Source organism: Rhodovulum tesquicola (assembly GCF_024128855.1).
In the GTDB taxonomy this organism is placed as follows: Bacteria; Pseudomonadota; Alphaproteobacteria; order Rhodobacterales; family Rhodobacteraceae; genus Rhodovulum; species Rhodovulum tesquicola.
The window spans coordinates 393,242-414,267 of record NZ_JAMYDV010000001.1 but is presented as its reverse complement, the minus strand read 5'-3'; the positions used below and the strand labels follow the sequence as shown (position 1 = coordinate 414,267).

The 21,026-nt window shown below is 66.5% G+C and carries 25 protein-coding genes; 6 read left to right on the top strand and 19 right to left on the bottom strand.

Translation table 11 applies throughout. The features are described 5' to 3' along the window. Positions 1-53 precede the first annotated feature (53 nt). The gene (locus NHN26_RS01925) at positions 54-1,994 is read left to right on the top strand and encodes an OmpA family protein (protein WP_253087831.1); all 1,941 of its coding nucleotides are present in this window, start codon (positions 54-56) and stop codon (positions 1,992-1,994) included. Then, complete coding sequence (locus tag NHN26_RS01920) at positions 1,981-2,307, top strand: hypothetical protein (protein ID WP_253087830.1); 327 nt, start codon at positions 1,981-1,983, stop codon at positions 2,305-2,307. The genes NHN26_RS01925 and NHN26_RS01920 overlap by 14 nt, the downstream gene beginning before the upstream one ends. Before the next feature lie 40 nt (positions 2,308-2,347). On the opposite strand, the gene NHN26_RS01915 is transcribed toward NHN26_RS01920, so the two are convergent. The 15 genes from NHN26_RS01915 to NHN26_RS01845 all read right to left on the bottom strand — a co-directional run bounded on the left by NHN26_RS01915 (position 2,348) and on the right by NHN26_RS01845 (position 14,008). After that, on the bottom strand, positions 2,348-2,794 hold the full coding sequence (locus tag NHN26_RS01915) for a molybdenum cofactor biosynthesis protein MoaE (RefSeq protein ID WP_253087829.1): 447 nt from the start codon (positions 2,792-2,794) through the stop codon (positions 2,348-2,350). A 2-nt stretch (positions 2,795-2,796) separates the two neighbouring features. Then, positions 2,797-3,045, bottom strand: a complete 249-nt coding sequence (gene moaD / locus NHN26_RS01910) for a molybdopterin converting factor subunit 1 (RefSeq protein ID WP_253087828.1) — start codon at positions 3,043-3,045, stop codon at positions 2,797-2,799. Continuing rightward, entirely contained in the window at positions 3,042-3,608 is a 567-nt protein-coding gene (gene pgsA / locus NHN26_RS01905) for a CDP-diacylglycerol--glycerol-3-phosphate 3-phosphatidyltransferase (RefSeq protein WP_253087827.1), read from the bottom strand. Before pgsA ends, moaD begins: the two co-directional genes overlap by 4 nt. 201 nt (positions 3,609-3,809) lie before the next feature. Continuing rightward, positions 3,810-5,684 (bottom strand): excinuclease ABC subunit UvrC, encoded by a 1,875-nt coding sequence (uvrC, locus tag NHN26_RS01900; protein WP_435594167.1) that lies wholly within the window; start codon positions 5,682-5,684, stop codon positions 3,810-3,812. A 307-nt stretch (positions 5,685-5,991) separates the two neighbouring features. Next, the gene (locus tag NHN26_RS01895) at positions 5,992-6,774 is read right to left on the bottom strand and encodes an SDR family oxidoreductase (RefSeq protein WP_253087826.1); all 783 of its coding nucleotides are present in this window, start codon (positions 6,772-6,774) and stop codon (positions 5,992-5,994) included. Beyond that, the gene (locus NHN26_RS01890; protein WP_253087825.1) at positions 6,771-7,739 is read right to left on the bottom strand and encodes a calcium/sodium antiporter; all 969 of its coding nucleotides are present in this window, start codon (positions 7,737-7,739) and stop codon (positions 6,771-6,773) included. Before NHN26_RS01890 ends, NHN26_RS01895 begins: the two co-directional genes overlap by 4 nt. Before the next feature lie 5 nt (positions 7,740-7,744). After that, entirely contained in the window at positions 7,745-7,927 is a 183-nt protein-coding gene (locus NHN26_RS01885; protein ID WP_253087824.1) for a hypothetical protein, read from the bottom strand. Between the two features lie 3 nt (positions 7,928-7,930). After that, on the bottom strand, positions 7,931-8,734 hold the full coding sequence (locus tag NHN26_RS01880) for a S49 family peptidase (protein ID WP_253087823.1): 804 nt from the start codon (positions 8,732-8,734) through the stop codon (positions 7,931-7,933). A gap of 88 nt (positions 8,735-8,822) precedes the next feature. Further along, positions 8,823-9,698 carry a class I SAM-dependent methyltransferase gene (locus NHN26_RS01875; RefSeq protein ID WP_253087822.1) on the bottom strand — a complete coding sequence of 292 codons (876 nt, stop codon included), beginning with the start codon at positions 9,696-9,698 and terminating at the stop codon, positions 8,823-8,825. A gap of 57 nt (positions 9,699-9,755) precedes the next feature. Continuing rightward, entirely contained in the window at positions 9,756-9,968 is a 213-nt protein-coding gene (locus NHN26_RS01870; protein ID WP_253087821.1) for a hypothetical protein, read from the bottom strand. A 176-nt stretch (positions 9,969-10,144) separates the two neighbouring features. Beyond that, on the bottom strand, positions 10,145-10,936 hold the full coding sequence (locus tag NHN26_RS01865; protein ID WP_253087820.1) for an ABC transporter permease: 792 nt from the start codon (positions 10,934-10,936) through the stop codon (positions 10,145-10,147). Continuing rightward, positions 10,933-11,670: an ABC transporter ATP-binding protein gene (locus tag NHN26_RS01860; RefSeq protein ID WP_253087819.1), complete on the bottom strand. Its 738-nt coding sequence runs from the start codon at positions 11,668-11,670 to the stop codon at positions 10,933-10,935. The genes NHN26_RS01865 and NHN26_RS01860 overlap by 4 nt, the downstream gene beginning before the upstream one ends. Next, positions 11,667-12,329, bottom strand: a complete 663-nt coding sequence (locus tag NHN26_RS01855) for an ABC transporter ATP-binding protein (RefSeq protein ID WP_253087818.1) — start codon at positions 12,327-12,329, stop codon at positions 11,667-11,669. Before NHN26_RS01855 ends, NHN26_RS01860 begins: the two co-directional genes overlap by 4 nt. Continuing rightward, complete coding sequence (locus NHN26_RS01850) at positions 12,275-13,024, bottom strand: ABC transporter permease (protein WP_253087817.1); 750 nt, start codon at positions 13,022-13,024, stop codon at positions 12,275-12,277. The genes NHN26_RS01855 and NHN26_RS01850 overlap by 55 nt, the downstream gene beginning before the upstream one ends. A 9-nt stretch (positions 13,025-13,033) precedes the next feature. Further along, positions 13,034-14,008, bottom strand: coding sequence for an ABC transporter substrate-binding protein (locus NHN26_RS01845; RefSeq protein ID WP_253087816.1), 975 nt, complete (start codon positions 14,006-14,008; stop codon positions 13,034-13,036). A 202-nt stretch (positions 14,009-14,210) separates the two neighbouring features. Here NHN26_RS01845 and NHN26_RS01840 point away from each other — a divergent pair, with 202 nt between their 5' ends. The 4 genes from NHN26_RS01840 to NHN26_RS01825 are packed head-to-tail and all read left to right on the top strand — an operon-like array spanning position 14,211 to position 17,022. Beyond that, positions 14,211-14,726 carry a DUF3280 domain-containing protein gene (locus NHN26_RS01840; RefSeq protein ID WP_253087815.1) on the top strand — a complete coding sequence of 172 codons (516 nt, stop codon included), beginning with the start codon at positions 14,211-14,213 and terminating at the stop codon, positions 14,724-14,726. 56 nt (positions 14,727-14,782) lie between these two features. Next, positions 14,783-15,280, top strand: coding sequence for an SRPBCC family protein (locus tag NHN26_RS01835; RefSeq protein WP_435594166.1), 498 nt, complete (start codon positions 14,783-14,785; stop codon positions 15,278-15,280). Further along, on the top strand, positions 15,267-16,208 hold the full coding sequence (locus tag NHN26_RS01830; RefSeq protein WP_253087813.1) for a cytochrome D1 domain-containing protein: 942 nt from the start codon (positions 15,267-15,269) through the stop codon (positions 16,206-16,208). The genes NHN26_RS01835 and NHN26_RS01830 overlap by 14 nt, the downstream gene beginning before the upstream one ends. A gap of 4 nt (positions 16,209-16,212) precedes the next feature. Continuing rightward, on the top strand, positions 16,213-17,022 hold the full coding sequence (locus NHN26_RS01825; RefSeq protein ID WP_253087812.1) for a quinoprotein dehydrogenase-associated SoxYZ-like carrier: 810 nt from the start codon (positions 16,213-16,215) through the stop codon (positions 17,020-17,022). Here the strand turns inward: NHN26_RS01825 and NHN26_RS01820 are convergent. The 4 genes from NHN26_RS01820 to NHN26_RS01805 all read right to left on the bottom strand — a co-directional run bounded on the left by NHN26_RS01820 (position 17,016) and on the right by NHN26_RS01805 (position 20,800). Continuing rightward, positions 17,016-17,570 carry a PQQ-dependent catabolism-associated CXXCW motif protein gene (locus tag NHN26_RS01820; RefSeq protein WP_253087811.1) on the bottom strand — a complete coding sequence of 185 codons (555 nt, stop codon included), beginning with the start codon at positions 17,568-17,570 and terminating at the stop codon, positions 17,016-17,018. The genes NHN26_RS01825 and NHN26_RS01820 overlap by 7 nt on opposite strands. After that, positions 17,567-18,439, bottom strand: coding sequence for a substrate-binding domain-containing protein (locus NHN26_RS01815; RefSeq protein WP_435594160.1), 873 nt, complete (start codon positions 18,437-18,439; stop codon positions 17,567-17,569). The genes NHN26_RS01820 and NHN26_RS01815 overlap by 4 nt, the downstream gene beginning before the upstream one ends. Continuing rightward, entirely contained in the window at positions 18,396-18,926 is a 531-nt protein-coding gene (locus NHN26_RS01810; protein WP_253087810.1) for a c-type cytochrome, methanol metabolism-related, read from the bottom strand. The genes NHN26_RS01815 and NHN26_RS01810 overlap by 44 nt, the downstream gene beginning before the upstream one ends. Positions 18,927-19,000: 74 nt before the next feature. Further along, positions 19,001-20,800, bottom strand: coding sequence for a methanol/ethanol family PQQ-dependent dehydrogenase (locus NHN26_RS01805; protein ID WP_253087809.1), 1,800 nt, complete (start codon positions 20,798-20,800; stop codon positions 19,001-19,003). Positions 20,801-21,026: the final 226 nt, after the last annotated feature.

Genomic DNA, 21,026 nt, shown 5'->3' with positions numbered 1-21,026 from the left:
GCACGCGGCCTTGGAAGGGGACGATCCATGATCCTAACCGTGGGACAGCCCCGATGACCCGCCTCAGCCCGAAACTGATAACGAGTGCCGTGATCGCGCTGGTGGGCGGATTGTGCCTGCTGGCCGCGTTTCTGGCCGTCGGACAGCTCGAGTCGCGGACGGCAAAGGCCACGCGCGCGGCGTTGTCCGAGAAAGGGATCGACTGGGCCGAGGCCACGCCAGACGGGATGCTGATGCGGCTGACGGGCACGGCCCCGGACGAGGCGGCGCGGTTCCGCGCGCTCTCGGTCGCGGGCGAGGTGATCGATGCGTCGCATTTGCTGGACGAGATCACGGTCGAGACCACAAACCCACTGGCAGCGCCAAGATTCTCGGTCGAGCTGTTGCGCAACGCCTCGGGTATCTCGGTGATCGGGCTGGTGCCGACGGCGACCGATCGCGGCAGGCTTGGCCGTGATCTGGCGCGAATCGCGCGTGACGGGTCCGTCACCGACATGCTGGAAACCGTCAACGCCCCGGCACCCGAGGGCTGGGATGCCGCGCTGGCCTTCGGCATCGACGCATTGGGCCGTTTCGATAGCGCCAAGGTCTCGATCACGCCCATGAAGGTCTCGGTAGCGGCCATCGCGACCAGTCTGCGCGAGCGGGACAGGATCGCACGGGACCTGCGCGCCGCCGCCCCCGTAGGGGTGACGCCCGTGCTCGACATCTCGGCGCCGCGCCCGATGATCGCGCCCTTCACCCTGAGATTCCTGCTGGAGGATGGGACAGCAAGGTTCGACGCCTGCGCTGCCGACACTGCCGAAGCCGCGACATTGATCGCCCAGGCGGCCCGGCGCGCGGGGCTGACCGGCGCGCTGGATTGCCCGCTGGGGCTGGGCGTGCCCGCACCCGGCTGGGGCGAGGCCGCCGCGCTGGGCATCGACGCCCTGGCCGAAATCGGCGGCGGCACTCTGAGCTTTTCCGATGCCGACGTAACGCTGATGGCAGCCCCCGGAACCGAACGGGCGCGTTTTGACAAGGCGGTGACGGCGCTGCGGGCCCGGTTGCCCGCCCCGTTCGAGCTGACGGCCACCCTGACCGACCCGGCCGGGTCCGAGGGACCGGCCGCCGACGAGGGCCCCAAGGAATTCGTTGCCACGCTTAGCCCCGAAGGCCAGGTGCAGTTGCGCGGTCGGATGCCAGATGCGCTGGTGCAATCTGCGGCCGAAAGCTATGCGCGGGCGCAGTTCGGGTTGCAGAGCGTCCGCTCGGCGACACGGCTTGACCCGAGCCTGCCCGAGGGCTGGCCGATCCGGGCTCTGGCCGGGCTGGAGGCGCTTTCGCAGCTGCGCAACGGAACCGTGATCGTGCGGGCCGATCTCGTGCGGCTGACCGGCGTCACGATGGACGACACAGCCCAGGCAAGGGTGGCGCGGCTGCTTTCGGACAGGTTGGGCGAAGGTAAAGCCTTCCAGATCGACATCACCTATGTCGAACCCGAGGAAACCCCGGACGGCCGCCCGACCCCGGAGGCCTGCGTCGCCCGGATCGCCGAGATCCTGGCGAAAGAAAAGATCACCTTTGCGCCCGGCGCGACCAGGATCGAGGGCGCCGCGGTCCGGGTGGTCGACCAGATCGCCGACGTGCTGCGCAGCTGTCCCGATGCCCAGATCGAGATCGGCGGCCATACCGACAGCCAGGGCCGGGCGGCGCTGAACGAAAGGCTCAGCCGCGAGCGGGCCGAGGCGGTGTTGACCGCGCTGATGGCGCGGCGGGTGCTGACCTCGAACCTGACCGCGCGCGGCTATGGCGCCAGCCAGCCGATCGCGGACAACGGCACGGAAGAGGGGCGCGAGGCGAACCGGCGGATCGAGTTCCAGTTGGTGGCGGCGGAGCCCGAAGACGTCGAGACGGACGAGAACGAGAACGAGAACGAGAACGAGAACGAGAACGAGAACGAGAACGAGAACGAGAACGAAGAAGCAGAAGAAGAAACCGATGGACAGGACTGAATTCATCATCGTGACGACACTGGTTCTGTTCGCGACCTTCCTTCTGGGCTGGTTCGCCTCGTTGCTGGTGCATCGGGTGGCGCAGGTCACCGACGAGAACATGGACGATCTGGATCACATGGCCCAGGCGCTGCACGAGGCCGAGGAACAGCGCGACCAGGCGATCGCCTATCTGCACCAGCGCGAGGCGGAGCTGACCAATCGTCTCAGCCAGACCGAGGCCGAATTGCGCGCGACGATGGACGGGCTGCGCGATGCGCGGTTCGAGGCGGGCGAGCTTCGCGCCCAGATCGACCGGATGCGCACGGACTGAGCGGCAGAACGGGTATGCGCTCCAAGAAGCAGGCGGATGGTCAGTCTTCGGACCAGCGGCCGAGCGCCTTTTCGTCGGTGTCCTTCGCCGCGACCCAGGCTGAACCGTCTGCGCCGAACTCCTTCTTCCAGAAAGGCGCGCGGGATTTCAGGTAGTCCATCAGGAATTCCGCCGCGGCAAAGGCATCGGCGCGGTGGGGGGCGGCGGTCCCGACCATCATGATCGTCTCGCCGGGCAGCATCGTCCCGAAGCGGTGGATGACGAGGCAATCCCTCAGCGCCCAGCGCCGCATCGCTTCGGCCGTGATCCGCCCCAGCGCCCTTTCGGTCATGCCGGGGTAATGCTCCAGTTCCATCCGCGCGAGCCCGCCATCGTCGCGCACGATCCCCGCAAAGGTCACAACTGCGCCCGCATCGGTCCGCCCGGTGGCGAAGGCCCCGCATTCCGCGCCGAAATCGAAGGGCTCGGCCTGAACGCGAACCCGCATCCTCAGCCCCCGGTCATCGGCGGGAAAAAGGCGACCTCGCGCACGCCTGCCAGCGGGGCGTCGAACTCGGCAAGTTCCTGGTCCAGCGCAACCCGCACCGCCGCAAGATCGGCAAAGGCGGCGGCATAGCGGTCCTCGCGCGCCTTCAGTTCCTCGACCAGATCGGCCACGGTCGCCGCGGATGTCTCGATCCGTTCCTTCGGCAGGCCGATGCGCTCGCGCAGCCAGGCGAAATAGAGAACCTCGATCATCGCCGCTCTCCCTCGGCGAGATGGGGCCAGGCCTTGGCGAAATAATCCGCCCCGGTTATCAGCGTCAGCCCCGCCGCCACGACGAGCAGCGCGGTTCCCAGGAACTCGACTGCGGGCAGGGCCACGATCCCATGGCCGATCAGCACCGAGATCGCGACCATCTGGACCGTGGTCTTCCACTTGGCAAGCTGCGTCACCTTGAGCTGGCCAGCGCGCGCGCCCAGAAACTCGCGCAGGCCCGAGACGAAGACCTCGCGGAAGAATATCACGCCCGCGGCCAGCGTCATCACCGCCGGCATCCCCGCCTGTGCCACCACGACCATCAGCGCGATCAGCACCATCGCCTTGTCGGCGATCGGATCGACCATCGCGCCGAAGCGGCTGACGACATTCCATTTCCGGGCCAGGTAGCCGTCCACCCAGTCGGTCGCCGCGGCTCCGACGAAAAGAACAAGCGCGATCCAGTCGGCCAGCGGGCTGTCCCACAGGAAATAGACCGCCGGAAACAGCGGCGCTGCGCAAAGGCGCAGCACGGACAGGATATTGGGCAGGGTCCACCTCATGGCGTCAGGCTTACCGGCTCAACCCGCCAAGGGAAAGGGTGCTTGGATGCCATCATCATGCCTCGCGCTACAAACTCCCGCCCGGGGACGCTGCATCCTTGGGGCAAATGCCCTCCTGTGTCCGTCAGCGCCCAAGGCAAGCCCGCTCGGCTCACTCGCGGTCCAGGCCGCGTCAATGCCCAGCACAACCTGTCGCACAACTCAGCCACCGGCATGAAAGAAGTCATGGATTCTTTGTGCCAGCGATTCGGAAACTCCGTCCACGGCCTTGAGATCGGCCAATCCCGCGCGCGCTACCGCCTTTGCGCTGCCGAAATGCGCCAGCAGCGCGCGCTTGCGCGTGGCGCCGACGCCGGGGATGTCGTCAAGCGGCGTGGCGCCCACGGCCTTGGCGCGCTTTTGCCGATGCGCCCCGATGGCAAAGCGGTGCGCCTCGTCGCGCAGGCGCTGCACGAAGTAAAGCACCGGGTCATTGTGTTTCAGCGCAAAGGGGCGCTGGCCGGGGCGGTGGAATTCCTCTTTCCCGGCATCGCGGTCGATGCCCTTGGCCACGCCAAGAACCGGGATGTCCTCGACGCCCAGATCGGCCATGATCTGCGCGACCGCCCCCACCTGCCCCGCACCGCCGTCGATCAGCAACAGGTCGGGCCATGTCTCCCCCTCGCGATCCGGGTCTTCCCTGAGCAACCGCTGGAAGCGGCGCGTCAGCACCTCGCGCATCATGCCGAAATCGTCGCCCGGCGTCAGGTCGGTGCCGCGGATGTTGAACTTGCGGTACTGGCTTTTCACGAACCCCTCGGGTCCGGCAACCACCATCGCCCCCACCGCGTTCGTGCCCTGGATATGGCTGTTGTCGTAGATCTCGATCCGCGCGGGCGGGGAGTCCAGTCCGAACGCCTCGGCCAGCCCTGCCAGCAGCTTGCCCTGCGCCACGCTTTCCGACAAGCGCCGGGCAAGGCTTTCGCGGGCATTGCGGGCGGCCCCGGCCACCAGATCCGCCTTTTCGCCACGCTGGGGCACCGCGATCTCGACCTTGCGGCCCGCGCGTTCGGACAGCGCCTCTGCCATCAGGTCGCGATCCTCGATATCGTCCGACAAGAGGATCAGCCGGGGCGGGTCCTTGTTCTCGTAGAACTGGCCAAGGAAGCCGCGCAGCACCTCGGCCGCCTCGGCGCCGGAACCGGTCTTCGGGTAATAGTCCCGGTTGCCCCAGTTCTGGTTCGCCCGGATGAAGAAGACCTGCACGCAGGCCTGCCCGCCCTCCATGTGCAGCGCGATCACATCCGCCTCGGCCACGCCGCGCGGGTTGATGCCCTGAACCGACTGCACCTGGGTCAGGGCGCGGATGCGGTCGCGCAGGGCCGCCGCGCGCTCGAACTCCATCGCGTCCGAGGCCGCCGCCATCTCGGTCGCCAGCGCCTCCTGCACGCCGGTCGTGCGGCCCTGAAGGAAGCGTTCGGCATCGCGCACCGCCCGGGCATACTCGGCCGCGCTGATCCGGCCGACGCAGGGCGCGCTGCACCGCTTTATCTGGAACAGAAGACAGGGCCGCGTGCGGCTGTCGAACACCGAGTCCGAACAGTTCCTCAGCAGGAACACCTTCTGCAACTGGTTCAGCGTCCGGTTCACCGCGCCGGCACTGGCGAAGGGGCCGAAATAGGCGCCCTTCTCGGACTTGGCCCCGCGATGCTTGGTGATCTGCGGGAAAAGGTGGCCGGTGGTAATCAGGATGTTGGGAAAGCTCTTGTCGTCGCGCAACAGCACGTTGTAGCGCGGCTTGAGCTGCTTGATGAGGTTCTGCTCAAGCAGCAGCGCCTCGGTCTCGGTCCGCGTGGTCAGGAACATCATCGACGCGGTTTCCGAGATCATCCGCGCGATCCGGGGGGAATGCCCGGACGGCTTGGCATAATTCGCCACCCGTTTCCTCAGGCTGCGGGCCTTGCCGACATACAGAACGCGGGCCTGGGCATCGAGCATGCGGTAGACACCGGGCGAGTTGTCCAGCGTCGCAAGGTAGGACTGGATACAGGCATGGCCCTGCGGGCGGCGGGCGGCTTCAGCCTCGGTCGGGTTCATGGTCATTTCGTCGAGATCGTGATTCCCCGCCATCGCTGCAACGATACCCGGCCGGCCATCAAGTCCAAACATGTCCACGACTTCTGTGGACAAGTCTGCGTATAAGCTTGGGGCGCGTGGGATTTTCCATTGGATTCCGACCCGTTCAACGGTTTGCTCATTTTTTGTGCGGTTCTGCAAGTGATTGATATTTCATCACAAAATTCACAATGTTGCAAATTGTTGAATTTCCTGAAGAAATGGTGAAGAAATTATGACCGGCTCCGGCAGAGGTGGAAAAGTTAACGCGCCACTCTGCCCGAGACCGTCACTCCACCCCAAGAACATCGGGTGTCTGCCAGGACAGGTGCTGGCCGCCATCGACGCACAGAAGTTGCCCCGTGACCGAGCGCGCATCAAGGAAGTAGTCGAGCGCAGCGCAGATCTCGTCGGGATCGGCGCCGCGGCGCAGGATCGTCGCGGCGCGCTGGCGAGCGAAATGGTCCTCGGACTGCCGACCGCCGCGCAGCGTCGGCCCCGGCCCGATCGCGTTCACGCGGATCGCCGGGGCCAGCGCCTGCGCCGCGGTGCGGGTAAAGGCCCAGAGCCCCATCTTGGCGATGGTATAGGTCATGAATTCGGGCGTCGGCTTGAGCACGCGCTGGTCGATCATGTTGATCACCAGTCCCGAAGCCAGCGGCTCGCCACCCTCGCAGATGCCGTGATCGGGCGCCTGATGGGCAAAGGCCTGCGTCAGCAGGAAGGGCGCGCGCAGGTTCGAGCCGATATGCCGGTCCCAGCTTTCGCGGGAGGCGGTGTGGATGTTGTCGTATTCGAAGATCGAGGCGTTGTTGACCAGCACCGTCAGCGGCCCGCCCAGCGCCTCGGCCGCCCGCCCGACCAGCGCGGCGGCGGCATCCTCGTCCAGCAGATCGGCCTGCAGCGCCACCGCATGCTGGCCCCGGGCGCGGATCTCGCCTGCCACCGCCTCGGCTGCATCGGCGCTGGCGGCATAATGGATCGCCACGTCGAAACCGCGCGCCGCAAGGTGCAGCGCCATCGCCCGGCCCAACCGCCGCGCGCCGCCTGTCACCAGCGCACGATCCGTCATGTCATCACCACAAGCGCAATGTAGAGCACGAAGAGGGCCGTGAAGATCGCGCCCCAGACCCGGGTCAACGGCCAGCCCCGGAACACGAAGGGCACCAGAAGGAGCGTGGCCCCCAGCATCACCCAGAAATCGAAGCGCAGCATCTCGGCCGGGATCGGGATATTGCCGAAGAAGCTGGCAATGCCGACGATGGCGAGCAGGTTGAACATGTTCGACCCGATCACGTTGCCCAAGGCGACATCAGCCTGTCGGCGCAGCGCGGCCACGACCGTGGTGGCAAGCTCGGGAAGCGATGTGCCGACGGCCACCAGCGTGAGGCCGATCACCGTATCCGACACGTTCAGCGCCCGGGCAATCTCGATCGAACTGTCGACCAGAAGGTCTGCGCCCAATGGAAGACCGATGAGACCCAGCACCAGGTAGACCAGGATTTTTTGCCAGCCAAGACCGGGATCGGCACCCTCTATCTCCTCGGGATCGTCACCTGCTGCCACGCGCGCGCCATTCGCACGCCTATGGTTTCTGGCGGTCAGGAAGGCGTCGGCCAGAACGAAACCCAGCACCAGCAAAAGGCCCAGGCCGTGAACCCATGTGATCGTTCCGGTCAGCGAGATCGCCAAGAAGAAGACCGTGGCGCCCAGCATCAGCCCATAGGTGCGCCGCGTGTCGCATTCATCGGTCCGGATCGCCACGATCAGTGCCGGCAGGCCCAGCACCATAAGCACGTTGGCAATGTTCGATCCGACGACATTGCCCAGCGCAATGCCCGGCGAGTCGCGCAGCACCGCCTGGATCGAGACCAGAAGTTCGGGCGCCGAGGTGCCGAAGGCCACGATGGTCAGCCCCACGATCAGCGCGGGCACACCCAGTCGCAGCGACAGGTTCACCGCCCCCTTGACCAGGCTGTCCCCGGCCAGAACCAGCAACGCCAACCCGAGGGCGGCGTACATGAACTGGATCGCCATTGTGCCTAGCCCTTTCCGCAGGGGCAGGGACCGCTGCCGATCCGATGGCGCCCACAGGCGGGGCATTTGCCGGTTCTGGACCGCCCGAAGGCAATGCGCCGACCGCCCGTCCCGGGCAGGCGCAGCCTGCCGAACATGGCCAGCACGGCCATGCCGATCAGGAAGAGCGTCACGATCTTGAGTATCATATCCTACAACCCATAGCGCGCCCACAGCGCGCGCGCCTCGATCTCGTCCATCACGCCCGCCACCGCGGGCGCACCGAGCCGCGACCAAAGACCCTTGCGCGGGCTATGCAGCGCGAACTTCACCTTGTCGCCAAAACGGTCCTTCATCACCGGCACCATATGGCCGATGCCATCCGCCAGCCCCAGTTCGACCGCCTGCTCCCCGACCCAGACATCGCCGGTAAAGAGGTCGCGATCCTCCTTCAGCCGCGTGCCGCGACGCGCGCGGACATGGTCCTTGAACGCTTCGTGGATCGGGGTCTGCAACTGCATCAGCCGCGCGACATCCTCGGGCTTTTCCGGCTGGAACGGGTCGAGGAAGCTCTTGCTTTCGCCCGCGGCATGCACCCGGCGTTCGACGCCGTAGCGCGCGATGAACTCGGGAAAGCCGAAGCCCGTATAGATCACCCCGATCGAGCCGATGATGGAACTGCGGTCGGCCCAGATCTCGTCGGCCGCGCAGGCCAGCCAGTAGCCGCCCGAGGCGGCGACATCCTCGACGAAGGCGAAGACCGGCACCTCGCATTCCTCGGCAAGCCGGCGGATCCGCGCGCCGATCAGCGCGCTTTGCGCAGGCGATCCGCCGGGCGAGTTCAGCGCCAGCGCCACCGCGGCCGGGCGGCCCTTGCGAAAGGCGCGCTCGATCACCGGCGCAAGCCCCGCATCCGACAAGCTGGCCCCGCCCCGGCCGCCCGCCGCAATCGGGCCGGAAAGACGGATCACCGCCACCAGTGGATCGGATTTCACGAAGGGGAGCCAGCGCTTCATGGACTCGCATGTAGAGTGGGGGGCGGGTCCGAACAAGACGGCAGAAGAAATGGCCCCGCCCTGTTGCATCGCCGCCCGGCCGCGCAGCTCAGGCGGGCTTGCGCGCGATGATCGCGGCCCGGCGGCGGCGCAGCGTGCCCGTTCCGTTGGCCAGGTCCGTTGACTTGCCGGTATGGTCCACCCGCTCGACCGTCAGCCCGGCCGCCGCGAACAGCCCGCGCATCTCGGCCTCGCCCAGGGGGCCGGTGCGCCGTGTCGGGCGGGATGCCCAGAACCGGCCCGCGACCTCGGCCAGTTCGGCCACCTCCACGGGCGCAAGCCCCGCGGCTCGCGCCTGTTCGGTCAGCCTGGCCTGCCGGGCCGGGATGTCGTCCGCGCCCTCTGGCCGCCAGGGCTCGCCCTCGCCATCCTCGGCCAGCGCGCTGGACATCAGCACCGCGCCGCCGGGCACAAGGCTTGCCGCCCAGTTGGCAACGACCCGGCCGCGCTGGTCGCGCGGAAAGAAGACGAGGAAGGAATGGGCGATCACCAGATCCATGCCCTCGGCGCGGAAGTCCAGCATGTCGGCGGTGCGGGCGGTCAGATCGAGGCCCAACTCGGCGCCCAGCAGGCGGTTCTGCATGACCGGCGTCGCGCAGCGGTCGACATAGGTGATTTGCGGCGCAACGCCCGCATTGCGAAAGCCCGAGGCGACAATCGACAAAACCCCGGTATCGGCCCCGCCCGAGATCAGCACCCGCCGCGCACCCTGCGCCGCGGCCCGGGCGATCTCGGCGTGAAAGAACCGCCAGCCCGCGGGCGGCTTGCCCTGTGCCAGCACCAGCCGCAGCATCGACCAGGCCCGGTGGTAATCGGCGCAGCCATCGCCGGGCGCGCAAAGGGCGGGCGCCCAGTCCCAGGAAAACCGCGCGATCCGCTCAAGCGGCTCGATATCCTTGGGGGTCAGGGGTGCGTCCGGAACCATGGCCCGGACTGAACCCCTACCCCGCAGCCGCTTCAAGCGCAAACGCAGCCCGCGGGATCAGGCCTTGCGCTGGGCGGTGTTCAGATACCGGCATTTCCAGTTGGCGACGGTCCAGTTCGGATGCGTCTCGACCCATTTTGCCAGTTCCGGCTGGGCCCCCATCATGCAGGCCATGGGTGAGATGTCGGTATAGATCAGGCTGCGTTCCTCGCAGGCCCGTTGTTCATTCTGCGCCAGTCCAAAGCAGGCGACGAAGACAAGTTCGATCATGGCGACCTCGCGCTTTCCGGTTCCTGCCGAAAGGATGGCAGGCGATCCTGCATTGATGGTTAACCGGGCGCGCGCTTCCCGCAATGCTGCATCGCAGCAAAATCCATGCTGCACATGCAAAGCAGAAATCGGCGACGTTTTCGCCCTGCGCTGCCTGAATCCCGGGCAGAACGCGGCTATCCCTTGCGCCGCATCAGCCCCCGCGCCGGGTCATAGCCCAATAGCGCCAGCAGGAAGAACGCGACCGCCCCGGTCCCGACCCACAGCAACGCCCAGCCGTTGAACTGCGCATAAAGCGCAAAGCGGATCAGTTCGACCGCATGGGTAAAGGGGTTCACCGCGCAGATGTCGCGCAGCAGCCGCGAGGCTTCGGCCATCTTCCACAGCGGATAAAGCGCGGTCGACAGGAAGAACATCGGGAAGATGACGAAATTCATCACGCCCGCGAAATTCTCGAGCTGCCTGATCGTGGACGAGATCAACAGCCCCAGCGCCCCCAGCATCAACCCGCTGAGGACAAGCGCCGGCAGGACGTAGACATAGCCCATCGCGGGCATCCTGATGCCCATCAGCGCGGCGATGCCGAGAAAGGCATAGACTTGCAACAGCGACACCGCCACGCCCGCCATCAGCTTGCAGAACAGAAGCCACCAGCGCGGCCGGGGGGAGGTCAGCAACAGCCGCATGGAGCCCATTTCCTGATCGTAGACCAGCGAAAGCGAGGACTGCATCCCGTTGAAAAGCTGGATCATCGCGCAAAGGCCGGGGACGATGTAGACCTCGTAGGTGATATAGGTCTGGTAGGGCGGCGTGATCGACAGGCCCAGCGCCGCGCGGAACCCCGCGGCAAAGATCACCAGCCAGACCAGCGGGCGCACCAGCGCCGAAAGGAAACGGCCGCGGTTCTGAAGAAACCGCATCGCCTCGCGCAGCACGATGGCGTAAAGCGCGATCGTCCAGGCGTTCATGCCGCCGCCTCGTCATTGCCGCCGGTCATCTCGATGAAGGCGTCGATCAGATCGCCCTCGCCCGCAATCTCGGCCGCACTGGCCTGTTTCAGCACCCGGCCGCGATTCAGCACCACGACATCGTCCGAAGGCTCGATCTCGTCGACCAGATGGGTGGCCCACAGGACCGTCAGCCCCTCGGCCGCCAGATCGTGGACATGGGCGGTGATCGACCGGCGCGCGGCGGTGTCCAGCCCCACGGTCGGCTCGTCCAGCAACAGCACCTCGGGCGCATGGATCAGCGCGCGGGCAATCTCCATCCGCCGGCGGTGCCCGCCATTCAGCGCGCGCACCTTCTCGTCCGCGCGCTCGCGCATGTTCAGCCGCTCCAGCGCGGCGTCGATCCGGGCGGTGGCATCGCGCCCCGCCATGCCGTGCAGCGCCGCGAAATAGCGCATGTTGCGCATGACACTCGTATCCAGATCCAGCGTCGGCTGCTGGAACACCACCCCGATCCGGGCAAGTGCTGCGCGCGGGTTGCGGGCCAGGTCGAAGCCCGCCACCTCGATCCTGCCCTCGCGCGTCACCAGAAGCCGCGTGAGCAACGAGAACAGCGTCGATTTCCCCGCCCCGTTCGGCCCCAGAAGCGCGCAGAACCGCCCCCGGTCCAGCGCGAAGGACACATCGTCCAGCGCCCTTTTCGCCCCGTAGGACAGGCTGACATTGGAAACGCAAAGGGCGGTGGTGCGGGTCATATGTCCTGTCCCTGGGCAGGTGAGAGGATAGCGGGCCGGCCGGCAAGGTCCAGAATCCGGGTCCCGAGGCGCTCGGCCTCGGCGCGAGAGTGGGTCACGAACAGCGTGGCTGGCCGCTCCTCGGCGATCAGCCGCTCGGTCAGCGCCAGCATCGTCTCGGCGGTTGCAGGGTCGAGCGAAACAAAGGGCTCGTCCATGATCAGAAGCTCGGGATGCCCGGCAAAGGCGCGTGCCAGGGCAAGCCGCCGCTGCTGGCCCAGCGAAAGCTGGCCGGGAAAGGCATGCGCCTTGTCGCCGATACCGACCCGGGCCAGCATGTCGCGCGCCGCCCGGCGCGTCAGGCCCGGATGCACCAGCGTCAGGTTCTGCAGCACGCTGCGCCAGGGCAGAAGGGTCGGTTCCTGGAACACCATCGCGATCCGGCCGGGCCGCTCGACCGTGCCTTCGAACCTGTCATCCAGCCCGGCAACGATACGCAAGAGCGTCGTCTTGCCGATACCCGAGGGGCCAAGGATCGCCACCGTCTCGCCCTTGGCGACCTCGAAGGCGACCGGGCCCAGAACGGGGGTATCGCCAAAGGACTTGGCGCGGATATCGACGCGGATCATGCCGTCCGCCAGCGCCGCGCGCGCCGCTCCCACGGTTGCAGGATCAGCCATTCGACGGCCAGCATCACCACGATGAAGGATAGCGCGTAGATCAGCACCATGCCCACGTCGAACAGCTGGAAGTAAAGGTGGATCTTGAAGCCGATCCCGTTCGACCGGCCCAGGAACTCGACCACCAGGACGATCTTCCAGATCACCGCCACACCGCCCCGCGCCGCCGCCGCCACGAAAGGAGCAAGCTGGGGCAACAGCACATGGCGCAGCCGCGCCCAGCCGGACATGCGATAGACCCGCGCCATGGCGTCCAGATCGGCCGACAGCGCCCGCGCGCCCTCGCGGATGGTGACGGTGACGTTCGGCACCTTGTTCAGCGTCACCGCCACGATGGCCGCTGTCTCGTTCAGCCCGATCCACAGATAGCAAAGCACAATCAGCACCAGCGCGGGCAGGTTCAGGAACACCACCAGCCACGGATCGAGCCAGCGGTTCAGCCGCTCGAACCGGCCCATCAGCAGGCCGAGGATCAACCCCAGGCTCATCGCAAGGCAGAACGCCCAGATCACCCGGACCAGCGTCTGGCCCAGGTGATGGGGCAGCGCGCCCGAGCGGATCTCGGCCAGCCATGGCCCGACCAGCGCAAAGGGCTGGGGCAGGATCTGCGGATCGGCGGTCAGCGCCGCGGCGATGATCCACAAGAGCAGCAGACCGGAAAGCGAGATCGCCGGGACGGCGAGGCGGCCAAGCATCGCCGCCGCTCACTCCAGTTCCAGGAACAGGCCCGCAGGCAGGGTCGTGGCCCGCCCCACCAGTTCCTCGCCGCCCAGTTCCGCCATCAGCGCCAGAAAGCGGTCCGCCGCCTCGGGATCGACATTGCCCGGCGCCGGGATCCCCGCGCGATAATCGTCGCGCAGCCGCTCGAACTCGGCATCGTTGGCGGCGTTCATCAGGGGCCGGATCGCCTCCCACGCCGCGTCGCTTTCCAGAAGCATCGCCTTGGCCTCGCGCGAGGCGGCGTAAAAGGCTTCGGCGATGCCGGGATTCTCGGCCAGAAAGCTTTCCTTGAGCGCATAGCTCAGAAGCGGGGTATCCGGATCGAGCCCCAGCGCCGCCGAGGCATCCGCCACCGAGATCAGTTCGCGCATCCCCGCGGCCTTCATCTTGGCGAGGAAGTGCCAGAAATTGATCGCCCCGCCGGTTTCCCCCGACAACCCCGCCTTGAAGATCAGCGGCGGCGCGCCATAGACCTGTTCGGTCTCGGCGGCCAGGTCCATGCCGTATTCGCGCGCGGCATAGGCGCGCAGGATCAGCCAGCTCTTGTCCAGCGGTCCGCCCGCGATGCCGATCTTCGCCCCCGCCATGTCCTTCAGGCTTTGCGCCGGGCTGTCCGCGGGCACCACCAGACCGCCCACCGCCCGCGAATAGGGGATCGCGACATAGTCCCGGCCCGCGGCGCGCTGGCGGGCGACCCAGATCCAGTCGACCACCATCATGTCGGCCTCGCCCCCCTCGACCGCGACGCGCGTGGCGCCGTTATCGGCAAAGGGCGACAGCACCAGCTCGAACCCGTTCGCGGTATCGAGCCCGTTTTCCATGATCGTCGTCAGTTCCCAGGTCACGGTGCCCAACTGCAACACCGCCGCGCGCAGCCGCGGCAAATCCTCGGCCCACGCAGCGGCGGCGCTCCATAGCGCCAGCGCGGCCGCAAGCGCGCCCGTCAGTCGGTTCAACATGATCTTCCTCCCGGTTTCGGCGCGCGTTTCCGGTGTCGTTCTTGTCCGCCCTTTATCACCCGGACCGGCGGACAGCATCGCCGCCAGCCGCCTCCCCGCCAGCGCAGGCAGAGTTTCGAGGATCGTGCCAGAGCGCAGAGCAAATGGGAAACCGATACTTAAGGCGCATTGCGACCTGTCCGGGCGGGGATAAGCTCGGACGATGAACCTGCGCCCCCTTCTTGCGGCTCTTGCCGCCCTGATCGCTCTGGCCGCAGCCCCGCTCGCGGCGCAGGCCCCACTGGACCGCGACGGGCAGGTGGCGTTCTTCGGCATCACCTTTCTGGATACCTCGACCGAGGGCGACTATTTCGGCGCGCGCGCAGACGAACAGGCGCGCATCGTTCTGCTGGAGGACGAGGTGCGCGCACGCTTTGGCGCCGAGGGGCTTGCGCTGATGGACAACGCGCCGGTTGCCGAGGATCTGGCCCGCATCAAGAACCCCGCCAACTGCTATGGCTGCGAGTTGCGGATCGCCGACAAGCTGGGCGCCGATTACGTCCTGGTCGGCGAGGTGCAGAAGGTGTCGAACCTTATCCTGTCGATGAACCTGGTGATGCGCGATGTCGAAACCGGCGCAATGGTGCGGGGGATGTCCGTTGATATCCGCTCGAACACCGACGATTCCTGGCTTCGGGGCATGCGCTACATCCTGAAAAACAATTTCTTCAAGGAATGAGGGAGGATTTCGTGAAGTTCCATGGCTCTCTGGCCGCGCTGACGGCCGTGGCGGTGATGGTTCCCGCGCTGGCGCTGGCGCATGGGCCGACGCGCCAGAAGGTCGACGTGACCACCGAACTGGCCGCCGAACCGGCCGAGGTCTGGGCGGTCGTGGGCGACTTTCAGGACATGGGCTGGCACCCGGCTGTCCACGCCACGACCGGCGAGGGCGGCAACGCGGTCGATGCGACGCGGGTGCTGACGCTGGGTGCGGCGGACGGGCCGACCATTTCCGAACAGCTTTACAAATTCGATACCGAGAAGATGACCTATTCCTACCGGATCACCGAGGTCGCGGTCGAGGTGCTGCCGGTGACGAACTATTCCGCCCATCTGACCGTCAAGCCGCGCGATGGCGGCGGGTCGGTCGTGGAATGGCGCGGCGCCTTCTATCGCGGCTATCCCAACAACGATCCGCCCCCCGAACTGAACGACGAGGCCGCGATCAAGGCCGTGACAGCGGTCTATGAGGCGGGCCTGTCCGCCCTGGTCGACCGCTTTGGCGCGCCCTGACATTCTGGCGCTGGCCTTGGGCTGGACGCTCGCCGCGCCTCCGGCGGCAGGCGATATTGCCTATGTGACGAACCAGAACGGCGGTTCGGTCTCGATCCTCGATCTGGCTGCCGGAACCGAGCTGGCGCAGGTCCCGCTGCCCGGCCAGCCTGCCGGGATTGCGGTTGCGGCAGACGGCTTCTTCGCCGTCTCGCCCGACACCAAGTCGCTGCGCCGCTTCGATGCCTCGGGGCACCAGACCGGGCAGGTCGCGCTGGACGGCGGCCCCATCGGCATCGCCCATGATCCGCTGCGCGGGCGCGTCTTCGTGTCGGACTGGTACAATGCGCGGCTCTGGGTGGTGGATGCCGCCGCAATGGCGCTGACCGGCACGCTGGAAACGGGCGCCGCGCCTGCCGGGCTGGCGGTATCCCCCGATGGCCGCTGGCTTGCCTCGGCCGACAAAGAGGCGGGGCAGGTTTCGGTTTTCGACCTTGAAAACCTTGCGCGCATGGGCACGGTCCCGGTCGGCACCCGGCCCTTCGGGCTGGGCTTTGCGCCGGACGGGCGGTTGTTCGTCGGCAATGTCGGCTCTAACGACGTGAGCGTGGTGGATGTGGACCGACGCCTTGTGCTGGCGACGGTTCCGGACGGCGACCAGCCCTATGGCGTCGCCTTTGCCCGTGGCCGGGCCTTCGTCACCAACCAGCACGCGGATACGGTCAGCGTGATCGACCTTGCCACCCTCGCAGCGCTGGCCGAGATCGCGGTCGGCGAATACCCCGAGGGGATCGACGCCACCGCCAATGGCGCGACCATCGTGGTTGCCAACTGGTTTTCCAACAGCGTCAGCCTGATCGACGCCGAAACCCTGACCGTGACCGCCGAGATCGCCACCGGCGACGGCCCGCGCGCCTTTGGCCGCTTCATCGCAAAACGAGGAGACTGAGCCCATGCGCCGCCTTTTCCTTGCCCTCGCCCTGTCGCTGGCAGCCGGTCCGGCCCTTGCCCAGACGGCATGGGACGAGTTGCGGCCAATGCTGTTTCCGGACCATGAGTTGATCCCCGCCGGTCCGCATATCGCCATCACCAGCCCCTATCGCACCGAGGACGATGCAAGGACGCCGATCGGGGTGCATGTCGAGGGGCCCGAAGGGCGGCTGATCGACAGGGTCACCGTGGTTCTCGACGAGAACCCGATGCCGGTCTCTGCCGTGGTCGAGCTGGCGCGTCCGCTGCCCGCGCTGTTTCTGGACCTGACGCTGCGCTTCAATGGCGCGACGGCGCTGCACGTCGTCGCCGAGACGACCGATGGCGGGCTTTTCGTGGCCGAAACCCATGTCAAGACCAGCGGACAGGGCGCCTGCGCCGCGCCGCCCGGCAGCGATCCGGTGGCAGCACTTGCCGATCTGGGCCAGATGCGGATCGAGATGGCGCCATTGGCCCATGCCGCCCCTCCAACCGCGCGACTGGCCGCGCTGACGACAAGAGAGGGCCGGATCGACATCGACATCCGTCACCCCAGCCATTCCGGCCTGCAAAAGGACCAGGTCTCGCTGCTGTTCATCCCGCCACGCTATGTCGAGACGGTCGCGGTGGCGCTGGATGGCCAGCCCTATGCCACGATCACCGGCAGCATCTCGCTGAGCGAGAACCCCCGCATCGGCCTGTCCGCCCCGGGCGCAACCCGGCTGGTCGAGGTCACGATGAAAGACACCAGCGGCACCGTCACCACCGCCAGCCGCCAGCTTCCGGGTTACTGAGTGCCCGGCTCGCCGGGCTCTGGCGCTGCCCGCTCCAGCGGCAGGGCAAGGAACGTCCATCCATCGGTGCCTTCGGGAAACCAGTAGACGCGCGCATGGCCGTATTCGAGCGCGCGTTTCGCGGCGTTCCAGCTCATCCAGCATTCATCGAGGCAGAAGAATACAAGCGGCCGCGCCGCGTCCCCGCCGGTCGCGCGGTCAAGGCCATCGCGGAAATAGCCGTGCGTTACCTCGGCAATCTCGCCATAGCCCACATTCGGCAGCCAGATCGCGCCGGGAATCGACAGGCGCGGAGGATCGCGCCAGATCGTGCCTTCGGGCAGGTTCGGCGGCTTCGGTGCGCGCGGCATCACATCGACGAACACCGCCCCGCCCGCTTGCCAGAGCGCATGCGCCTGTTCGGGGCCAATCACGGTGGCGCCCGCCAGCGTTGCGGGCACCGGACCGCGATAGTCGTCCATGCGGTAGTCCGGGGGTTCCGGCACCTCGGCCAGCCCCTGCCCCGCCCCAAGCCCCAGCACGAGTGCAAGGGCCGCAGCGCGGATCATTGCGCCAGGTCCCGCACCACCTTGCCATAATCGTCCACGATCGGAACGCCCGCCTCGTGCAGGATCGCGTTGATCTCGTCCTGATGGCGGCGGATCAACGAGTTCAACTGGCGCTGCCAGACCTTCTCGTTCAGCCGCACCCCCATGGTGATGCGATAGAACAGCCGCGGCGGCAATTCCTCGTGGACCAGCGGGATGACCTTGAGTTCGGGGAAGTCGTTCTTGACCAGCGGTCCGCCGATCGGCCCCCACAGGACCGCGCCGTCGATCTCTCCGGCTCTCAGCGCGGTCAGCATGTCGGGGCCCGGCGCCTCGTAGCGGCGATCCACCATCAGGTCATAGGCCAGCGCCTTGCCCATCAGACCGTACCGCGCCATGTGCGAGGCAGGCGGCGTGCCCGCGACGACGCCCAGCGCGCGCCCCTGCAAGGCCGGGTCGGACAGGGCCTCGACATTCGCGAGCGGACCATCCGCATCCACGATCAGCACATAGGTCGAGGTGAAATAGTGGTTGGTGTTCAGCACCAGCTCATGCCCCTGGGCAAAGCCGATGATGACATCGCACTTGTTGGCACGCAGGGTATTCCGCACGAAACCTGTCGCCATCGGGTACCAGGTGTATTCGACCGGCAGCCCAAGCTTCTCTGCGAAAAGTTCCGCAAGCCGGTTCTCGAACCCGCGCCCCTGATCGTCCGACATCGGGTAGTTGGCAGGATCGGCGCAAACCCGGAATGCGGTCTTCGATACCAGATCCGAGGTTTGCGCCTGCCCCGGAACCGGCGCAAAGCTCAGAAAGAGTGTGCCTATCGCTGCAGCCAGACGCGCTTCAACCACCGGCCATACACTCGGCTTCGAAGGAGGCGACCGCATCCGACTTGTCCTCTCTCTTGGCCGGACGGCCCCGCTGCAACGCTCCATCACCTCGGGCCTTGAGATAGACATAGATGTCGTCGATGTAGCACATCACGTTCTTGTTCTGCCCGAAGGTGGGCATCACGTTCTGATGCGATACGTCGACATTCTGGATCCCGTTCGACACGATATAGACGAAGTCGTAGTAATCCATCCTCTCGACGGCGTCCTTCAGCGGCGGCGCGTAGGTCGAGCCCATGCCGTCAGGCCCGTGGCAGACATGGCACTCCGCGTGATAGCGGCGGAAGCCTGAAAAGGTCAGCCAATCGACCGTGCCGTCCTCGGCGATGAAATAGGTGGGCACCCCGTCCTCGGTGAAGTACCGCCCATCCTCCTTGTAGGCGGCAGGACCGTTGCCCGGCAGCCCCCTGTTCTCGGTGGCGCCGCCGGCGCTGGCCAGCCCCGCCACTGCGCCGAAAACCAGCGCCAGTCGCAACCTCTTCATCTTTCCTCCCTGTCGCGATGTGGACTGGCACGGGTCACCCCGTGCCAATCCGGCTCCTCCCCTCGCGCCGCCGATCAGTCCGGCAGCTTGAACACGGTCAGCTGACCGCCGAGCGCGGTATAGTCGCTGAGCGCGGCATAGCCTCCCACGGCACCCAGACCGTCATTCGGGTTGGTAAGGCCCGCCGCCAGACCGATGCCGGCCCAGCCGCCGACACCCGACAGGATGCCGACATACTGCTTGCCGTCATGCTCGTAGGACATCACGTTCCCGATGACGCCCGACGGGGTCTTGAAGCGGTAGAGCTCTTCGCCGGTCTCGGCGTCCACGGCCTTGAGGAAACCCTCGAGCGTGCCGTAGAACACGACGTCACCCGCGGTGGCAAGCGCGCCCGACCAGACCGAGAACTGCTCGGGGATCGACCACTTGATCTCGCCCGCCAGCGCGTCCCAGGCGATGAAGTTGCCCATCCCGCCATGGCTGTCCGGCGCCGGGTACATCGACAGCGTGGCGCCCACATAGGGCTGGCCGGCGGTGTAGCTGACGCGGAAGGGTTCGTAATCCATGCAGACATGGTTCGTCGGCACATAGAACAGACCCGTCTGCGGCGAGTAGGAGGCCGGCTGCTGGTCCTTCGTGCCCAGCGCGGCGGGGCAGATGCCGGTGGTGTTGACATCCTCGCCGTTCTGCGCGGTCGAGTAATCCGCCACCACCATCGGGCGGCCATAGGTCTCGGACGCAGGGTCCATGTCGACATGGGTCGCCCAGTTCACGGCCGGGTCGTATTTCTCGGCCACCAGAAGTTCGCCGGTCGCGCGATCCAGCGTGTAGGCAAAGCCGTTGCGGTCGAAGGTGACCAGCAGCTTGCGCATCTCGCCGTCGATTTCCTTGTCGACGAGGATGTTCTCGTTCACGCCGTCATAGTCCCACTCGTCATGCGGGGTCTTCTGGTAGACCCACTTGGCCATGCCGGTATCCGCATCGCGCGCGATGATCGTCATCGACCACTTGTTGTCGCCCGGACGCTGGGACGGGTTCCAGGTCGAGGGGTTGCCGGTGCCGTAATAGACGAGGTTCAGATCGGGATCGTAGGAGTACCAGCCCCAGGTCGTGCCGCCGCCGATCTTCCACTGGTCGCCTTCCCAGCTGTCGATCGAGGAGTTGGCCGGAACCGGCTTGCCCAGCGACATGGTGTTCTCGTCGAACAGGATCTGGTCGTCGGGGCCGACCGAATAGCCGCGCCAGGCAAGTTCGCCGGTTTCCATGTCATAGGCGGTGATATGGCCCTGAACTCCGAACTCGCCACCCGAGATGCCGACGATGATCTTGTCCTTGACCGGCATCACGGTCGCGGTGTTCGTCTCGCCAATCGAGGGATCGCCATTCACCGCGGTCCACTTGACTTCGCCCGTCTCGGCGTTCAGCGCCACGATGGTGGTATCGGCCTGATGCAGGAAGATCGTGTTGTTGGCATAGGCCACACCGCGGTTCACGGTGTCGCAGCACATCACCGGTATGACGCTGCTGTCCTGCTGGGGCTCGTATTTCCACTTGATCCGGCCGTGATCGTTCAGATCCAGCGCGTAGACGATATTCGGGAACGGCGTGTGCACATACATTGTGTCGCCGATCACCAGCGGGCTGCCCTCGTGGCCCCGCAGAACGCCGGTCGAGAAGGTCCAGGCCACCTGCAGGTTGCCGACGTTCTCACGGTTGATCTGGTCGAGCCCCGAATAGCGATGGTTGGCGTAGTTGCCCGTCTGGATGACCCATTGAGTCGGGTCGTTCATCAGCTCCAGCAACTCGTCGTTGGCCAGCGCCGCCGACCCGGCACACAGCGCCGCGACAGACGTGAAAGCAAACAGTTTTTTCATTTTTCACTCCCTTGGGTTCTGGTCTTTTGAAAGGCTCCGCGGCAGCAGGGGGTGGCAGTCGACCACCCTTCGCCTGGCCGGAACCGGCGCAGCACCGGGACATTGGTCCTCCCTCCGGTGCAACGTTTCGGTAAAGTCGCGTCAGTCCTCCCCTATTGCCGTGATCGTGGTATCTGTCGCGGCGCGGGCAACCGGCCTGCCGTGGCGAAGGTGTCCCGACCCTTTG

Coding starts and splice junctions, on each gene's coding strand:
- NHN26_RS01925 (WP_253087831.1), top strand. CDS start 54: ATGACCCGCCTCAGCCCGAAACTGATAACGAGTGCCGTGATCGCGCTG.
- NHN26_RS01920 (WP_253087830.1), top strand. CDS start 1,981: ATGGACAGGACTGAATTCATCATCGTGACGACACTGGTTCTGTTCGCG.
- NHN26_RS01915 (WP_253087829.1), bottom strand. CDS start 2,794: ATGCGGGTTCGCGTTCAGGCCGAGCCCTTCGATTTCGGCGCGGAATGC.
- moaD (WP_253087828.1), bottom strand. CDS start 3,045: ATGATCGAGGTTCTCTATTTCGCCTGGCTGCGCGAGCGCATCGGCCTG.
- pgsA (WP_253087827.1), bottom strand. CDS start 3,608: ATGAGGTGGACCCTGCCCAATATCCTGTCCGTGCTGCGCCTTTGCGCA.
- uvrC (WP_435594167.1), bottom strand. CDS start 5,684: ATGAACCCGACCGAGGCTGAAGCCGCCCGCCGCCCGCAGGGCCATGCC.
- NHN26_RS01895 (WP_253087826.1), bottom strand. CDS start 6,774: ATGACGGATCGTGCGCTGGTGACAGGCGGCGCGCGGCGGTTGGGCCGG.
- NHN26_RS01890 (WP_253087825.1), bottom strand. CDS start 7,739: ATGGCGATCCAGTTCATGTACGCCGCCCTCGGGTTGGCGTTGCTGGTT.
- NHN26_RS01885 (WP_253087824.1), bottom strand. CDS start 7,927: ATGATACTCAAGATCGTGACGCTCTTCCTGATCGGCATGGCCGTGCTG.
- NHN26_RS01880 (WP_253087823.1), bottom strand. CDS start 8,734: ATGAAGCGCTGGCTCCCCTTCGTGAAATCCGATCCACTGGTGGCGGTG.
- NHN26_RS01875 (WP_253087822.1), bottom strand. CDS start 9,698: ATGGTTCCGGACGCACCCCTGACCCCCAAGGATATCGAGCCGCTTGAG.
- NHN26_RS01870 (WP_253087821.1), bottom strand. CDS start 9,968: ATGATCGAACTTGTCTTCGTCGCCTGCTTTGGACTGGCGCAGAATGAA.
- NHN26_RS01865 (WP_253087820.1), bottom strand. CDS start 10,936: ATGAACGCCTGGACGATCGCGCTTTACGCCATCGTGCTGCGCGAGGCG.
- NHN26_RS01860 (WP_253087819.1), bottom strand. CDS start 11,670: ATGACCCGCACCACCGCCCTTTGCGTTTCCAATGTCAGCCTGTCCTAC.
- NHN26_RS01855 (WP_253087818.1), bottom strand. CDS start 12,329: ATGGCTGATCCTGCAACCGTGGGAGCGGCGCGCGCGGCGCTGGCGGAC.
- NHN26_RS01850 (WP_253087817.1), bottom strand. CDS start 13,024: ATGCTTGGCCGCCTCGCCGTCCCGGCGATCTCGCTTTCCGGTCTGCTG.
- NHN26_RS01845 (WP_253087816.1), bottom strand. CDS start 14,008: ATGTTGAACCGACTGACGGGCGCGCTTGCGGCCGCGCTGGCGCTATGG.
- NHN26_RS01840 (WP_253087815.1), top strand. CDS start 14,211: ATGAACCTGCGCCCCCTTCTTGCGGCTCTTGCCGCCCTGATCGCTCTG.
- NHN26_RS01835 (WP_435594166.1), top strand. CDS start 14,783: ATGGTTCCCGCGCTGGCGCTGGCGCATGGGCCGACGCGCCAGAAGGTC.
- NHN26_RS01825 (WP_253087812.1), top strand. CDS start 16,213: ATGCGCCGCCTTTTCCTTGCCCTCGCCCTGTCGCTGGCAGCCGGTCCG.
- NHN26_RS01820 (WP_253087811.1), bottom strand. CDS start 17,570: ATGATCCGCGCTGCGGCCCTTGCACTCGTGCTGGGGCTTGGGGCGGGG.
- NHN26_RS01815 (WP_435594160.1), bottom strand. CDS start 18,439: ATGCGGTCGCCTCCTTCGAAGCCGAGTGTATGGCCGGTGGTTGAAGCG.
- NHN26_RS01810 (WP_253087810.1), bottom strand. CDS start 18,926: ATGAAGAGGTTGCGACTGGCGCTGGTTTTCGGCGCAGTGGCGGGGCTG.
- NHN26_RS01805 (WP_253087809.1), bottom strand. CDS start 20,800: ATGAAAAAACTGTTTGCTTTCACGTCTGTCGCGGCGCTGTGTGCCGGG.